We start from the raw sequence: 15,266 nt of genomic DNA on the forward strand, positions 1-15,266 counted from the left end.
CTGTGCGGAAGGGGTCCCGCGCTCTACAACCCTTTGGTATCACGGGTTTAGAGTCATCATATGGACCAGATCGCCGACGGCCGCTTTGCGGTTCGCCCTTCGGCCTTCGCCACCGGTGTCAGCGAAAGCCAGCGGTTGCGGCTGGCGACGCTGACGCGACTGCGCTGGCTGTCGGTCGCGGGGCAGACGGCGGCCTGCGTCTTTGTCGCCTGGGGCCTTTGGTGGCCCTATCCGGTGGCCTTCTGCCTTGCGCTGATCGCGCTTTCCATCGTCCTCAACATCGGGCTCGATCTCGCCATCCCGAAAAGCCGGCGCTTGTCGGCCTCGGCGGCGGCGGCGGTTCTGTCCTTCGACATCCTGCAGCCGAGCCTGCTCCTGTTCTTGACGGGCGGGCTGCACAATCCCTTCGCGGCCTTTCTGGTCGTGCCCGTGATCATCGCCTCGGCCACCCAGCCGCCGCTGACCACCGTGGCGCTCGGCACTCTCGCCGTTGTTTCCGTCACGATCCTGACCTTCTGGCATCTGCCGCTGCCCTGGCCGGACGGAACCCTCCTCGTGCTGCCGCCGCCCTATGTTGGGGGATTGTGGTTCGCGATCATGACGGTTCTCGTGTTTTCGGCCATCTACATCTACCGCGTCGCCGCTGAAGGCCGGGCGCTCGCCGATGCGCTGGCGGCGACCGAGCTGGTCCTTCAGCGCGAGCAGCATCTGAACGCTCTCGATGGACTGGCGGCGGCCGCCGCGCACGAACTCGGCTCGCCGCTCGCCACCATCTCGCTCGTCGCCAAGGAAATGGGCCGCACCGTGCCCGCCGACGATCCGCAGCGCGAGGATGTGGACCTCCTGATCCAGCAGACCGAGCGCTGTCGCGATATTCTCGGGCGGCTGAGCTCCCTGTCCTCCTCGTCCGAGGAGCACATGGCGCGTCTGCCGTTCCTGGCGCTCATCGAGGAAGTCGTGGCGCCCCATCGCGATTTCGGCATCCTTGTGGATGTCGAGGTGGAGACCGGACGGGGAGCGGAACCGGTGGTCGGCCGCAATGCCGGCGTTCTCTACGGGCTCGGCAACCTCGTGGAGAATGCCGTGGATTTCGCGACGAACCGAGTCGTCGTGCGCGTCGGCTGGAGCGACAAGGAACTTCACGTGACCGTCAACGACGACGGCCCCGGCTTTTCGCAGGATGCCCTCGCGCGGGTGGGCGATCCCTACATGACCTATCGCCGGCAGGAGCGGAACGGCGGGGGTGGTCTCGGCCTCGGCCTGTTCATCGCCAAGACGCTGTTGGAGCGCTCGGGTGGGCATTTCTCCTGCGCCAATCAGGACGGCCCGCAAACCGGCGCGACCGTTGCGGTTTCCTGGCCGGTCGGCGCCCTTGCGGCCCCCCAACCGAGCCTTGCGACACTATAGCCGTAGCCAGCCATGCAAACATGGGTTCGCGGTTGAAAATCCGTTTCGGCGTCGCCACTTAACGAGCACTCGCCCATCAAAGCCGACATGCCGCAGACCGCAATCGCCGCGGTCCGGGAACGGACATACTGGACAACCGGTTGATCCGAACCAACTCCGCAGTCGGCGCAACGGAAAGCGTGCTCATGCTGATCGAACATGACGTTTCGACCCCGTCCCGGACGCAGCTTCCGGCGGGCGACAGGACTCTTCTTCTTGTCGACGACGACAAGCCCTTTCTTCAACGTCTCGGCCGCGCGCTCGAACAGCGCGGCTTCGATGTCGCCACGGCCGACAGCGTGGCGGAGGGCGTTTCGGCCATTCGTGCCAAGCCCCCGGCCTATGCGGTGGTGGACATGCGTTTGGGAGACGGCAACGGTCTCGATGTCATCGAGGCACTCCGCCGCTCGCGCGCCGATGCCCGCGCCATCGTTCTGACCGGCTACGGCAACATCGCGACGGCGGTGACCGCCGTGAAGCTCGGTGCGATCGACTATCTCGCCAAGCCGGCCGATGTGGAGGAGGTGATCGGCGCCCTGCTGCACGAACCCGGCGACCGGGCGGTGCCGCCGGAAAACCCGATGTCGGCGGACAGGGTGCGCTGGGAGCATATCCAGCGGGTCTACGAGCTTTGCGAGCGCAACGTCTCGGAAACCGCGCGCCGCCTGTCCATGCATCGCCGCACTCTTCAGCGCATCCTCGCCAAGCGGGCGCCGCGCTGAGGAACAAGCATATTTCCGTCCCCGGTTGCCGTTCGATCCAACGAACGGCTGCTCGGGCGGATTGACGACGCCCGACGGGACACGCATTGACGAGGGATGGACTCGCACGCCCCTTGCCGTCTGGCGATCTTCGATTTCGACGGCACTCTCGCCGACTCGGTCCCATGGTTCATCGGCATTCTCGACGCGGTGGCGCTTCGCCACGGTTTTCGAAAGGTGGACGAGGAGCTAGCCCTGCGGCTCCGGACCATGGAAACCACCGCGATCCTCAAGGAACTCGGCATCCCGCTTTGGAAGGTGCCCGCCATCGCGCGTGATCTGCGCAACCGCAAGCTCGAAGCGGTGCCGCCCGTGCCGCTCTTCGATGGGGTGCGCGAGATGCTCGAGGCGCTGCGCCTGCGCGGCATCGCCATCGCCATCGTGTCATCCGACTCCGAAGGCAGCGTTCGCCGCACGCTCGGGCCGGAGATCGCCGCGCTCGTGTCGCGCTACAATTGCTCCGCCTCGATTTTCGGCAAGGCTGCCAAGCTTCGGCAGGTGTTGTCGCAGGCGCGCATCCCCGGCGCGGCAGCGATCTATATCGGCGACGAGACGCGCGACGCCGAAGCGGCCGACAAGGCCGGTCTCGGCTTTGGCGCGGTGACCTGGGGCTACTCGACGCGCGCCGCGCTTCTCGCCCATCGCCCCAATCTCGTGTTCGACCGCATTGCCGATATCGCGGCGGGTCTTGCCGGCGCGGCCCGCATCGAGCCCGCGCCGCGCATTCTCGCACCCGTTCTAGCCGCCGAAGAAGTCGTTAAATAGCGAGCGGTCGAGCGGGCGCACCCGTTCCACCGGGCCTTCCAGAACAGCGTCGGGGGGAAGCTGGTCGCGACGAACGAGACGCGAGGGCCCGCGTTCGGGCGCGATTTCCCGCGGCGGAAGCGGATAGCCATCGTCGCGCGGCAGATCGCGGCTGTCGCCATAGGGGTCGCTGTCCGGCGGCAGGGGCGCGACGCCGTAGATCTCCTCGTCATCAGGCGGGATCTCGCGATAATCCCGTTCTTCCGGCGGCAGGTAGCCGTCGTCGCGGCGAATGACGCGGCGCGTTTCGGGCGGTAGCTCGCGGCGGGCGATGGCCCCGACGGCGCCGTCCTGCGATTCCGGCTGACCATTGCCTTGCGGCGGGATCTCGCCCGGCGGCGCGATCGCCCCGTTCCCGGCCCCCGGAAGACCGCCCCCGATTTCGGTATCGAGTCCGTCCATGCCGTTGGAGGCGGTGAGCGGCGCGCCGTGGTCGCCGCCGATCGTGTAATCGCCCGGCAGCGGCATCGGCGGCAGCCCTTCGTGCGCCGCCGTCATGAACTGGTGCCACGCGACCGCCGGCAGCGAGCCGCCTGTCACCTTCTTCATCAGCGCGCCGTTGTCGTTGCCGAGCCAGACGCCCGTCGTGAGATTGGCCGTGTAGCCGACGAACCAAGCGTCCTTGAAATCCTGCGTGGTGCCGGACTTGCCCGCGACCTGCCAATCCTTCAGGGCAGCCTTGCGACCCGTTCCTTTCTGGACGACGCCGGTCAGCATGGCGTTCATCATGCCGACGATCTCGGGCTTCACGATCACCGGCGGAACGCCCGCCGGGCGCTCGTAGAGCACCTTGCCCGACGCCGTGTCCGTCACGCGGTTGATGAGGTGCGGGCTCGCCTGATAGCCGCCATTGGCGAAGGGCGCGAAGGCTCCGGTCAGCTCCGTCAGCGTCACTTCGGACGTGCCGAGCGCGATGGAGGCGTTGTCGACGAGCGGCGTTTTCACGCCCATGCGGGTCGCCGTTTCGATCACGGCCTTCGTGCCAACGGCTTCCGTCAGCTTGGCGGCGATCGTGTTGAGCGAATGGGCGAGCGCGTCGGCGAGCGTCACCGGACCGCGATAGCGCTGGTCGTAGTTCTGCGGCGACCAGTTGCCGATCTTGGTGGGCGCGTCGTCGATCACCGTTTCCGGCCGCCAGCCGGCTTCCAGCGCCGTCTCGTAGACGAAGGGCTTGAAGGCCGAGCCCGGCTGGCGCTTGGCGTCCACGGCGCGGTTGAACTGCGAATCGGCGTAGTTGCGGCCGCCCACCAGCGCGCGAATCGCACCGGTGCCGTCGATGGCGACGAGCGCGCCTTGGCTGACATTCTGCTTGGCCCCGTCGATCGTGTCGCGGATCGCCTTTTCGGCGTCGCGCTCGAGGCCGAGATCGATGGTAGTTTCCACCACGACGTCGCCCTTCACCTCGCCGACCAGCGCCGGCAGGTCGCGCATCACGAGATCGGCCGCATAGTTCTCCGCACCGTTCCAGTAGCTCTTGGCCTTGATGGGCTTGGCGTCGCGCGCCGCCTCGAACTCGGCCTGGCTGATGACGTTCTCCTCGCGCATCGCCTGCAAAACGACATCGGCGCGGTCCTTGGCGGCCTGCGGGTCGTTGGCGGGCGACAAACGCGAAGGTGCCTTCAGAAGGCCGGCCAGAAGCGCGGCTTCGCTCAACGTCACGTCCTTGGCGGATTTGCGGAAATAGCGCTGCGAGGCGGCTTCCACGCCCGTCGCGCCGGAGCCGAAATAAACGCGGTTGAGGTACATCTCCAGGATCTGATCCTTGGAGAACTGGCTTTCGAGCCAAAGCGACAGGATCGCTTCCTGGCCCTTGCGCTTGAAGCTCTGTTCCGGCGTCAGGAAGATGTTCTTGGCGAGCTGCTGCGTCAGCGTCGAGCCGCCCTGGACGGTCGTGCCGGCGGCCAGATTCTCCGATAAGGCGCGCAGGATGCCGAGCGGATCGACGCCGTAATGGTCGTAGAAGCGGCGGTCCTCGATGGCGATCACCGCTTTGGGGATGAACGGGCTCATCTCGGCAAGGGACAGGGATTCGCCGCCCGTCGTGCCGCGATTGGCGAAGGGCTCGCCGGAAACGGAAACCACCTTGACGTTGGGCGGGCGGGCCGGAACCCGCCAAGCTTCGGTCGGGAGGCTCGCGGCGAAATAGATCACGAGGCCGACGGCGGCGATCGATCCCCAGAAGGTGGCGAAAAGGCCGAGCCGGAAGACATGGCCAAGGAAGCTGCGCCTTTTGCGGCGCGGACGTTCGGTCCCGCCGTTGTCGCCACCACCGCCGCCGCCGAAAAAGCGGCGTCGCCCTTCGGCCTTACGACCCCGGTCGCCGCCGTCCTCGCGCGCCATGGCGGGGTCTTGCGCGGCGCGGGGCTCGCGCCGGCGCGGGGAGGGCTTGTCGGATGCCCCGAAAACGGTCCGGTCGTCGGGAGACACGCGAATCTGGTCGGGCCGATCCTCGTCGCCGAAGCTCGGTTCCACGCGCTCGCCCTTGCGACGTCCGGCCATTGGTCCCCTTCCGGCATATGCGGGAAGCCCAACGGCGCCCGACCTGATCCAGCTTCGAATTCCAAGCCCGCGCGCAGCCCCCATCGGCGCGCGGAACGCTTCGGTCGGATGCAAGCTAAATGCGGCGAATTAACGGGGTCTTAACGCTTGGGGCCGCGGAGCGCCCTTCCGTCGGCAAGTTCAGGCGTTGCGCCGCCCCTCGTTAGCGACGCGCGCAGCGATGCTCCGGGCAAAGCCATCCAGCGCGTTCGCGAGTTCCTCGTCCGGTGTTTCGGCGGACAGGCGAAGGCGCGCCGCATCGACCGCGAGCGGGGTTTGCGGCGACAGGGTGCCGAGCGCCGCGAAGACCGGATTCCAGGCTTCCAGCGCGGCATGGGCCGCTTCCTCTTCGCCATCCGTGGTTGCCGCCACGGCGACCACCAGACCGCGAAAAGGGTCGGCCGCCTTCGCCCCGTCGCCGCCTGCCTTCGCGATCCAGTCCACTGCATTCTTCGCCAAGGGCGCGAGCGAGCCGTTGGCGGGTGGGGACACGAGAACCAGCGCATCCTGAAGGGTGAGATGGGCGCAAAGCTTCGCGGCTCTCAGTGGCACGGGGGCGGGCGCTTCCGTGTCCAGAAGCGGCAGCGGATAATCTTCGAGCGAAACAACGGCGACATCCGCGTTGTCGACCGCGAGGCGGCGGGCGATCTCGAAAGCCAGCACCCCTGACGGCGAGCCGGCCTTTGACGTCGCCACCAGAACGAGGATGCGCGAGATGGCCGGCATCAAGCCGCCATGCGCTCGGCTCCGTCCTGCGAATAGATCCAAACGCGGGCCGGGGGGATGTTGTCCCACACGATGGGCGAGGACGACACGCTGAACACGCCGGGCATCGGCTTCACCGGTGCCTTCTGGAGATAGGAAAGCTGCGTCAGGTTCGCGCCCGGAAGGAGACGGCCGAAATAATCGGAAAAGAGTTTCTGGCGGAGCTCTTGCGGCTGGTTGACGATCGGGATCGCGAAGAGGATCGCCGCGAACTTCTCGTTCCGCCGGCTCCCAAGCGTCTTATCCAGATCGAAGCCGTCGCCCTGGATGAAGTTCACGCGGGGAAAGCGAGCCTTCAGGGTTTCGGCGAAACCCGGATCGTATTCGATGGAGGTAATGCGCTCCGGACTAACGCCCTTGTCGAGAAGCGCCTTGGTGACGACGCCGAGGCCGGGCCCGAGTTCGAGGATCGGGCCGTCGATCTCGGTGGAAGCGCAGGCCGCCATGGTGGCGCAATATCGGGGCGAAGACGGAGCGACGGCGCCGAGCTTCAGGGGATGGCGCAGCCACGTCGCGAAGAAGCGCAGGCTGTCGGCGACGCCGTTATTGCCTTTGCTCGATGGCGCGTCTTTGCGTGTCGACATGCAATCCTCCTCATGCGGGCGAATCGCCTATAGCACACGCAACAGGCGACGTCGCACCCTGGATGAAGATTGGCGCAAACGGAGGATCGCGACGCTCCGTTTGCGACATCGCCCTCAGTTCTCGCCGAGTCCTTCGAAGAAGCCGCGCATGCGCGAGAAGAAGCCGGTGGACTGCGGGGAATTGTCGGAGGACGAGATTTGCTCGAACTCCTCCAGAAGCTCACGCTGGCGGCGCGACAGGTTCTGCGGCGTTTCCACGGCAACCTGAATGAAAAGGTCGCCGACCTGCGACGAGCGCAGCACCGGCATGCCCTTGGCCTTCACCCGGAATTCCTTGCCGGTCTGCGTGCCTTCCGGCACCTTCACGCGGGTCGTCACGCCGTCGAGCGTCTGCACCTCAAAGCCGCCGCCGAGCGCGGCGGTGGTCATGGAGATCGGCACGCGGCAATGAAGGTCCGCCCCGTCGCGCAGGAAAAATTCGTGCGGCCGGATCGACAGGAAGATGTAGAGATCGCCCGCCGGCCCCCCACGCAGGCCCGCTTCGCCTTCGCCGGCGAGGCGAATGCGCGTGCCGTCCTCGATGCCGGCCGGGATGTTGACGCCGAGCTTGCGCTCTTCCGGCAGCCGGCCCTCGCCATGACATTTCGTGCACGGATCGGCGACGATCTCGCCGCGGCCCTGACAGGTCGGGCAGGTGCGCTCGATGGCGAAGAAGCCTTGGGCGGCGCGCACGCGGCCCTGGCCGGCGCAAGTCGGGCAGGTCTTGGCGCCCGAGCCCGGACGCGCCCCGGTGCCGGTGCAGACATCGCACTGAATGGTGGTCGGCACGGAAATCTCGGCGGTCTTGCCGGCGAAGGCCTCTTCGAGGCTGACTTCCATGTTGTAGCGAAGATCGGAACCGCGCTCGCGGCCGCTGGCGCCCCCGGAGCGCGCGCCGCCGCGCCGCTGGCCCATCATCTCGCCGAAGATGTCGTCGAATACATCGGCCATGGAAGACGCGAAATCGCCCCGGAACCCGGCGCCGCCCCCGCCGTTCTGGAAGGCCTGATGGCCGAACCGGTCGTAGGCCGCGCGCTTCTGCGGGTCCTTCAGGATCTCATAGGCCTCGCCGACTTCCTTGAAGCGCGCCTCGGCGGATGCGTTTCCTGGATTGCGGTCGGGATGGAACTCCATCGCAAGCTTGCGATAGGCGGTCTTCAGGACCTTGTCGTCGGCGGTTCTCACCACACCGAGGACTTCGTAATAATCGGCCTTTACCAAGATGGGTCCGTCCGTTGGTTCCGGGATATCCAAGCGAAGAGCATCTTCGGCTTTGCCGAAAAGCTCTAAAGCGGGGCACCGGGCTTGACGAGAGCCCTTTGCCCCGCGCTCGCCGCAATGTGGGAATGGCGTGGCGCGGTTACCATAGGATGGTTCCAAAGCAAATCGCCGCGCGAAATGGAGGCACGGCTTTCGCGAGGCTACCGCGCGTTCGGCCGATAAACGCGGATGCGGTGCCCATCCGGATCGTTCGCCACGAAGCTGCGCCCGAAATCGAGGTCTGCCGGCGGTTGGGCGATGGGGACCCCGCGCGCCGAACAGTCGGCATGGACCGCCTCGACATCCTCTGCAAGGATGGCGAGTTCCGCTCCGCCACCGGTCGCCTGCGCCGGGGGCTCGACCGTGTGACGGGACCAAAGGCCGAGCCGCAGCCAGTTCGACAAACGGAACATCGCAAAGGTCGGCGATTGCTCGACCGGCTCCTCCCGCAGGAGGTTGCGATAGAACCGAGCGCTCGCGGCGGGATCGTTGACGTAGAGGATGAGAAGGGCGGTTTCGAACATCGGGGTCTGTCTCCGTTGAGATGCCCCTCTTCCGTAAGGCCTCCGAGTGCCAGATTCCGGCAGCAGCGGACGGCAGCCTTCATACGTCGATGCCTTCCTGCGCCCGCCATTCGGCTAGAAGCACGCGGCGACGTCTCGGATAGCGCTCGCCCAGAACCCCCGCATCCGCGATCCGGTCGAGCCGGAAATGGCGGAAGTCGCCTCTGAGCTCGCACCAGGCCGCCAGAACCTCGGACCCGGCGAAGAAGCCGACCACGATCGGCCAGACGACACGGATGGAGACTGCATCTTTCTTGTCCGTGTAATGCAGCCGAAGTTTCGTTTCCTCGCGCATGGCCCGCCGAACAGCACCGAGATGGGGGGCTTCCGAAGCTTCCGCCGGGCCGGCGCGAAGGCCGTTCGATGCCACCTCGTCCCAACGCTCCTCCGGCAGAACCGCCTCGATCTTGGCAAGGGCTTTCGTCGCGGCTTCTTCCAGATCCGGATCGCCCCGCTTCATCACGAGGCGCAGGCCAAGGATGAGCGCATCCAGCTCGTCGTCGCCGAACATCAGCGGGGGAAGAGTGAAGCCGGGTTTGAGGGCGTAACCAAAGCCCGCCTCGCCCTCGATCACCGCGCCCTGGCCGCGCAGCGTGTCGATGTCGCGATAGATCGTGCGGAGCGACACGCCCGTTTCCTCCGCAAGCCGTGCGGCCGTCACCGGCCGGCGAAACCCTCGCAGGACTTGCAGAAGATCGAGAATACGGCTGGCTCGCGACATCGCCGCTTCATAGCCGAAGGCCCCGGCATTGTCGCGCCGGCTTAGTCCGACAATACCTCTTCGGGAGGAATGGGATCGGGCGCACCGTTCAACAGGTAGTCTCTAACGATCGCATCGAGGGACAATGGCGTCAGCGGCTCCCTGGCGCTTCCAAGCTCATTGAGAGGCCACCAGCGTAACGTTTGAACGTAGGCACCTTCCTGAAGGTCGAGCATCCTGGGTTCGAACCAGTCCGTTTCGACAATGCGATATTCTTCGCGTTGGGAAATGCGTCGTCCATTCCAATCGAAAATGTGATGCCTTCGCCAGACGATCGGGCCGATCTCGACGTTCTTGAGGCTTAATTCCTCGAACAGCTCGCGGCGCAGACCTGTCTCTGCTTCTTCGCCCTGTTCGATGCCTCCGCCGGGAGCGATCCAGAAGCTTCGACCGTCCGGACTTCGGATCTGCAGCAGCAGGATGGCTTTGTTCTCGTAGAGAAGCAGAGCGCGAACCGCCCGGCGTTCGACAACCTCTCGCATAGAGCATCCATTCTGGCTAAAGCTCCGGTTTTCGAAGCGATCCTTCAGAAAGCCGGGAGGCAAAGACCGTCAATCGGGGCCTTGGAGACTAGGCTTCCAACCAGGAATTATACATGAAAAAGCCCCGGCGATGGCTCGCCGGGGCTTTTGGTTCCGATTGAAGCTCGAAGCCGATCAGGCCGACTTCTTGCGGTCCTCGTCGACTTCCTCGAAGTCGGCGTCGACCACGTCGTCCTTGGGCGCGGAGCCCGTGGCCGACGCGCCGGGAGCGCCTTCGCCCTGGTTGGCCTCGTACATGGCCTGACCAAGCTTCATCGAGGCTTCGGCCAGCGTCTGGCTCTTGGCGTTGATCGCCTCGGCATCCGGCTCGGCGCTGTCGAGCTCGGCGCGCAAGCCTGCGATCGCGTCCTCGATGGCGCGGCGATCGTCCGCCGAGACCTTCTCGCCATATTCCTTCAGCGACTTCTCGGCCGAATGAACGAGGCTTTCGCCCTGATTCTTGGCTTCGACGCCCGCGCGACGCTTCTTGTCGGCGTCGGCGTTCTGTTCCGCTTCCTTCACCATCTTCTCGATGTCGGCGTCCGACAGGCCACCGGAAGCCTGGATCGTGATCCGCTGCTCCTTGTTGGTGCCCTTGTCCTTGGCCGACACGTTGACGATGCCGTTGGCGTCGATGTCGAAGGTGACTTCGATCTGCGGCACGCCGCGCGGCGCCGGCGGGATGCCTTCGAGGTTGAAGCGGCCCAGCAGCTTGTTGTCCTGCGCCATCTCGCGCTCGCCCTGGAAGACCTGGATCGTCACCGCGTTCTGGGAGTCCTCGGCGGTGGAGAAGACCTGGCTCTTCTTGGTCGGGATCGTCGTGTTGCGATCAATCAAGCGCGTGAAAACGCCACCGAGCGTCTCGATACCGAGCGACAACGGGGTCACGTCGAGAAGAAGGACATCCTTCACGTCGCCCTGGAGAACGCCCGCCTGGATGGCGGCGCCCATCGCGACGACCTCATCCGGGTTGACGCCCTTGTGGGGCTCCTTGCCGAAGAAGTTCTTCACGACTTCCTGGACCTTCGGCATGCGCGTCATGCCGCCGACGAGCACCACCTCGTGGATGTCGCTCTGGCTGAGGCCGGCATCCTTCAAGGCCGCCTTCATCGGGCCGACCGTGCGCTGCACGAGATCGTCCACGAGGCTCTCGAACTTCGAGCGCGTCAGCTTCATCGTCAGGTGCTTCGGGCCGGAAGCGTCCGCCGTGATGAACGGCAGGTTGATCTCGGTCTGCGAGGCCGAGGACAGCTCGATCTTGGCCTTTTCGGCAGCTTCCTTCAGCCGCTGAAGCGCGAGCTTGTCGTTCTTGAGGTCAATGCCCTGGTCCTTCTTGAACTCGGATGCAAGGTAATCGACGAGGCGCATGTCGAAGTCCTCGCCGCCGAGGAACGTGTCGCCGTTGGTGGACTTCACCTCGAAGACGCCGTCGCCGATCTCGAGCACGGACACGTCGAAGGTGCCGCCGCCCAGATCGTAGACCGCGATGGTCTTGCCGTCGTTCTTCTCGAGGCCGTAGGCGAGCGCCGCCGCCGTCGGCTCGTTGATGATGCGCAGGACTTCGAGGCCCGCGATCTTGCCGGCATCCTTGGTGGCCTGACGCTGGGCGTCGTTGAAATAGGCCGGAACGGTGATCACGGCCTGCGTGACCTTTTCGCCGAGATATCCCTCGGCGGTTTCCTTCATCTTCTGAAGGATCATGGCCGAGACCTGGCTCGGGGACTGCTTCTCGCCATGGGCTTCCACCCAGGCATCGCCGTTCGGGGCGTTGACGATCTTATAGGGCACGAGGCCCTTGTCCTTCGCGACCGTCGGATCGTCGAAGCGACGGCCGATCAGGCGCTTGACCGCGAACAGCGTGTTCTCGGGATTGGTGACGGCCTGGCGCTTGGCGGCCTGTCCGACGAGGCGCTCGCCGTCGTCCGAAAAGGCGACGATCGAAGGCGTCGTGCGCGCGCCCTCGGCATTCTCGATGACCTTGGCGGTCTTGCCGTCCATCACCGCGACGCAGGAATTGGTCGTCCCGAGATCGATGCCGATGACTTTCGCCATGAAAACTCTCCTTGTTAGCAGGTCGCCCGGACCCTCATCGAGGCGTTCCGAAGGGGCGGCCCCTTGGGTTGTCTGAGTGTTGAAGTCCGGCGGGGGATCGGCCGGGAAAGGCCGGCCTCACCGAGGCTGCGGGGTATATATGAAGGGGCCTTTTGCCGCGCAAGCCGCTCGCGCAAAACGAATTCCGCTGTTGGACGGCTAACGCGGGGCCGTGTCGTTCAAGCCCGTCAGATAGGGATTGGCGGCCCATTCCGCCACCTGGAGCCGATCGGCGGCGGCTCTGGCGAAACGCAGGGTCATGGCCTTGCGCGTCGGGGCGGGCAAACGGTGCTCCGGGGCTTCGCGCAGGATCTCCGCGCCGTAGCCGTCCGACAGGATCAGTCCGCAATCTTCGGGAAAGATTTCGGCCGGCACGCCCGGATGGGTCGCGAAATAAAGGCGGTCGCAATGAAGGCGGTAGATCGGCCATTTCCGGTCCACCCGGAAATCCTCGATGGAGGATTTGATCTCCACGATCACCACGTCGCCCTTCTCGGTGAGGCCGACGAGATCGGCGCGCCGGCCGGAATCGAGGGAAAGTTCGGGCAGGAGCGAAACGCGCGAGGCACCCATCAGGCGCTGCACGCCGCGCCGCACCAGCATGGCGCGCTCGGACTGGCGGCCGTCAACCAGAAGGTCGAGAAGGTGGGGGGAGACGATCGGCATGAAACAAATCGTAAACGCCGAAGGGGAGGGGCGGCAAGCGGCCAGAATGACTCAGGCAGATGGAGCGAGGCGCTGCATGAGTTCGATCCGATTGCCGAACGGATCGGATACGTAACGACGGTCGTATCCTTCCAACGGTTGATCGAAGGCGATGGCGTATCCCGCTGCTTCGAGCGTCGCGGCCGCCACCCCCAGATCATCAACGAGAAAAGCCGGATGCGCCTTCCGAGCCGGCTGAAAATCCTCTTCCACGCCGAGATGAACGCGAACCTCGCCTCGCTCGAACCAGCAGCCACCGCGCCCGATCAGATTGTCAGGCTTGCGTCGCTCTGACAGGCCGAGGAGGTCGGAATAAAAGGCGCGGGCATCCTTCTCCCGATTTGGCGGCATGGCGAGTTGGATATGGTCAAGAGCAAGAATGGTCACGGTCCACTCAGACCCGTTTCTCCGCTTGCGAAAGCAGCGTGGCGCTTCCGGCGATCTCTTCGAGGATCGGGCAATCGGGGCCGTCGCCGCCGGGGCATTGCTCGGCCAGAACCCCGAGCGCGCGCTTCAAGGACTGGAGTTCCTCGATCTTGCGGTCGATCTCGGCGATGCGCCCGCTCGCCATGGCCCTGACATCGCCCGAATGGCGCTTCTCGTCGCCGTAAAGCGCCAGGAGCTTGCGCGCTTCCTCGATGGAAAAGCCGAGCGAGCGCGAACGCTGGAGAAAGCGCAGGAGATGAACGTCGCGCTCGCGATAATCGCGATAGCCGTTTTGCGCCCTCGAGGGCCGGATGAGACCGACTTCCTCGTAATAGCGGATGGTCTTGGGCGGCAGTCCCGAACGCCGCGACGCTTCACCGATATTCATCGGACGTCCTCGTTGTCGTGTCGACCGGCTGGTCCGTGTTGGAGACACGGGAAATGTGCGGCCCCGCCCCCCGGTCAACTGTGACAGGAGGGCAACAAGGATTTTATTAACCATATTGCGCTGCAATAGCGGCGTTGCCAGGGCTCGCGGCAGGACATATTCAGGCTGACAAGGCCTTCGTCCGGATGTCGCGCGCTCGCGCGGCGCTTAAGGCCGATAAAATCATACGACCGGATCGGGCGATCATGCTGATGTCTCGGAAATTCCTTGCGGCAAGCTTGGCGCTTGTTGCGATAGCCCTTTCATCGGGCTGCATGTCCACCACCGAGAAGCCGAAGCTGACGGCTGACGCGACGGCCGCCGTCGCCCGCATCACCGCCTATGCCGCGCCCACGGCCTATGAGGACCGCACCTTCGGCGCGGCGCCGGCGGAGTCCTATGCGTCGCTGGACGACGACGGCTTCCACCTGCCGGCCATCCCCGCTTCCAAGATCGACCCGAAGTTCCTGCGCCAGCGCGTCGTCTACGATGCCGGCGGCTACGAGGAAGGCACGGTCGTCGTGGATACCCCGCACCGCTTTCTTTACGTGATCGAGCGCGGCGGCACCGCCATGCGCTACGGCATCGGCGTCGGCAAGGACGGCTTCTCCTGGGCCGGCGAGGCCAAGATCGGCGACAAGCAGCATTGGCCGCGCTGGTTCCCGCCGATGGAGATGATCGATCGCCGCAAGGACCTCGAGAAGTTCCGCGATGGCAAGGGCATGGACCCGGGCCCGTCGAACCCGCTCGGCTCGCGCGCTCTCTACCTGCACCAGAACGGCCGCGACACGCTTTACCGTCTCCATGGCACGCCGGAATGGCAGTCCATCGGCAAGGCGGCTTCGTCGGGCTGCATCCGCCTGATGAACCAGGACATCATCGACCTTTACGAGCGCGTGCCGCTGGAAGCCCGCGTCGTGGTGCTTCAGGGCGCCGAGCGCATGGTCGCGCCGAAGCCCGTCAAGACGCGCAAGATCGCGTCGAACACGACCAAGAAGGAGGGCTGAGGCCCTTCCAGGCTCGGCTTCGCGCCGGGCTCTCAAGTTCATGGAGCGGGGGACCGCTCGGGAGAATGGATGGTTTCCTTCCATCTCCAAGGGCCGGATGCTTCGGGGGAAGCGTCCGGCCTTTTCTTTTTGAAGCCCGCTCAATGATGGGCTTGGTTCTCGGCGTTGCGCTTGCGCGTTGCGGCAGCCTTCTTCGCCGAGGCCGAACGGTCCGCTGCCGACCGATTGGCGGAGGCCTCGCCGCCGAGCTTGCCGCCGCGCTTGGAAGACTCGTTGTTGTCGGGATGCCCGCGTCCCGAGCCCGATTTGTTGCCGCCGCCGGACTGCTTGTTGACCGTCGCCCAGGCCCGCCGTTCGGCCTCCTTTTCGGGCACGCCCCGGCTCTCGTAGCCTTCCTCGATATGCGCGGCCTCGCGCTTCTGCTTGTCGGTGTATTTGCTCTTGTCGCCCTGGGGCATGACCGCCTCCTGCTATCGTCTTTGCTCGATCACCCAACGCCGGGTGGGGGCCGAGGGTTCGAAGCGCGGCAGGGTGTGTCCGTTCGATGAATGTTCTTGTGGTCCGTCATC

At 65.4% G+C, this 15,266-nt stretch carries 16 protein-coding genes; 4 read left to right on the forward strand and 12 right to left on the reverse strand.

Translation table 11 applies throughout. The features are described 5' to 3' along the window. Positions 1–60 precede the first annotated feature (60 nt). From F9929_RS16575 to F9929_RS16585, 3 genes are all read left to right on the forward strand, one after another. Positions 61–1,407: an ActS/PrrB/RegB family redox-sensitive histidine kinase gene (locus F9929_RS16575; RefSeq protein ID WP_152047708.1), complete on the forward strand. Its 1,347-nt coding sequence runs from the start codon at positions 61–63 to the stop codon at positions 1,405–1,407. Positions 1,408–1,592: 185 nt separating this feature from the next. Continuing rightward, complete coding sequence (locus F9929_RS16580; RefSeq protein WP_152047709.1) at positions 1,593–2,168, forward strand: ActR/PrrA/RegA family redox response regulator transcription factor; 576 nt, start codon at positions 1,593–1,595, stop codon at positions 2,166–2,168. Between the two features lie 96 nt (positions 2,169–2,264). Next, a complete protein-coding gene (locus F9929_RS16585) occupies positions 2,265–2,972 on the forward strand; it encodes an HAD hydrolase-like protein (protein WP_152047710.1) in 708 nt (235 codons plus the stop codon). Here the strand turns inward: F9929_RS16585 and F9929_RS16590 are convergent. The 11 genes from F9929_RS16590 to cueR all read right to left on the reverse strand — a co-directional run bounded on the left by F9929_RS16590 (position 2,946) and on the right by cueR (position 13,651). After that, positions 2,946–5,510, reverse strand: a complete 2,565-nt coding sequence (locus tag F9929_RS16590; protein WP_152047711.1) for a transglycosylase domain-containing protein — start codon at positions 5,508–5,510, stop codon at positions 2,946–2,948. The two genes, F9929_RS16585 and F9929_RS16590, sit on opposite strands and share 27 nt — an antisense overlap. Before the next feature lie 180 nt (positions 5,511–5,690). Further along, positions 5,691–6,275 carry an NADPH-dependent FMN reductase gene (locus F9929_RS16595; protein WP_152047712.1) on the reverse strand — a complete coding sequence of 195 codons (585 nt, stop codon included), beginning with the start codon at positions 6,273–6,275 and terminating at the stop codon, positions 5,691–5,693. Next, entirely contained in the window at positions 6,275–6,898 is a 624-nt protein-coding gene (locus F9929_RS16600) for a class I SAM-dependent methyltransferase (RefSeq protein ID WP_152047713.1), read from the reverse strand. Before F9929_RS16600 ends, F9929_RS16595 begins: the two co-directional genes overlap by 1 nt. 114 nt (positions 6,899–7,012) lie before the next feature. Then, positions 7,013–8,158 carry a molecular chaperone DnaJ gene (gene dnaJ / locus F9929_RS16605; RefSeq protein WP_152047714.1) on the reverse strand — a complete coding sequence of 382 codons (1,146 nt, stop codon included), beginning with the start codon at positions 8,156–8,158 and terminating at the stop codon, positions 7,013–7,015. A gap of 200 nt (positions 8,159–8,358) precedes the next feature. After that, complete coding sequence (locus tag F9929_RS16610) at positions 8,359–8,721, reverse strand: VOC family protein (RefSeq protein WP_152047715.1); 363 nt, start codon at positions 8,719–8,721, stop codon at positions 8,359–8,361. A gap of 79 nt (positions 8,722–8,800) precedes the next feature. After that, a complete protein-coding gene (locus tag F9929_RS16615) occupies positions 8,801–9,481 on the reverse strand; it encodes a helix-turn-helix transcriptional regulator (RefSeq protein WP_152047716.1) in 681 nt (226 codons plus the stop codon). A gap of 41 nt (positions 9,482–9,522) precedes the next feature. Next, on the reverse strand, positions 9,523–10,002 hold the full coding sequence (locus tag F9929_RS16620; protein ID WP_152047717.1) for an NUDIX domain-containing protein: 480 nt from the start codon (positions 10,000–10,002) through the stop codon (positions 9,523–9,525). 174 nt (positions 10,003–10,176) lie between these two features. Beyond that, positions 10,177–12,093 carry a molecular chaperone DnaK gene (gene dnaK / locus F9929_RS16625; protein WP_152047718.1) on the reverse strand — a complete coding sequence of 639 codons (1,917 nt, stop codon included), beginning with the start codon at positions 12,091–12,093 and terminating at the stop codon, positions 10,177–10,179. Between the two features lie 198 nt (positions 12,094–12,291). Then, positions 12,292–12,798, reverse strand: coding sequence for an MmcB family DNA repair protein (locus F9929_RS16630; protein WP_152047719.1), 507 nt, complete (start codon positions 12,796–12,798; stop codon positions 12,292–12,294). A gap of 51 nt (positions 12,799–12,849) precedes the next feature. Continuing rightward, positions 12,850–13,224, reverse strand: a complete 375-nt coding sequence (locus F9929_RS16635) for a VOC family protein (RefSeq protein ID WP_152047720.1) — start codon at positions 13,222–13,224, stop codon at positions 12,850–12,852. A gap of 7 nt (positions 13,225–13,231) precedes the next feature. Continuing rightward, positions 13,232–13,651 carry a Cu(I)-responsive transcriptional regulator gene (gene cueR, locus F9929_RS16640; protein WP_152047721.1) on the reverse strand — a complete coding sequence of 140 codons (420 nt, stop codon included), beginning with the start codon at positions 13,649–13,651 and terminating at the stop codon, positions 13,232–13,234. Positions 13,652–13,902: 251 nt separating this feature from the next. Here cueR and F9929_RS16645 point away from each other — a divergent pair, with 251 nt between their 5' ends. After that, a complete protein-coding gene (locus tag F9929_RS16645; RefSeq protein WP_235919369.1) occupies positions 13,903–14,697 on the forward strand; it encodes a L,D-transpeptidase in 795 nt (264 codons plus the stop codon). 140 nt (positions 14,698–14,837) lie between these two features. Here the strand turns inward: F9929_RS16645 and F9929_RS16650 are convergent, their stop codons facing one another. Further along, positions 14,838–15,155, reverse strand: coding sequence for a plasmid stabilization protein (locus F9929_RS16650; RefSeq protein ID WP_152047723.1), 318 nt, complete (start codon positions 15,153–15,155; stop codon positions 14,838–14,840). Positions 15,156–15,266: the final 111 nt, after the last annotated feature.

It is taken from the genome of Aureimonas psammosilenae (genome assembly GCF_009176975.1).
GTDB lineage: Bacteria > Pseudomonadota > Alphaproteobacteria > Rhizobiales > Rhizobiaceae > Plantimonas > Plantimonas psammosilenae.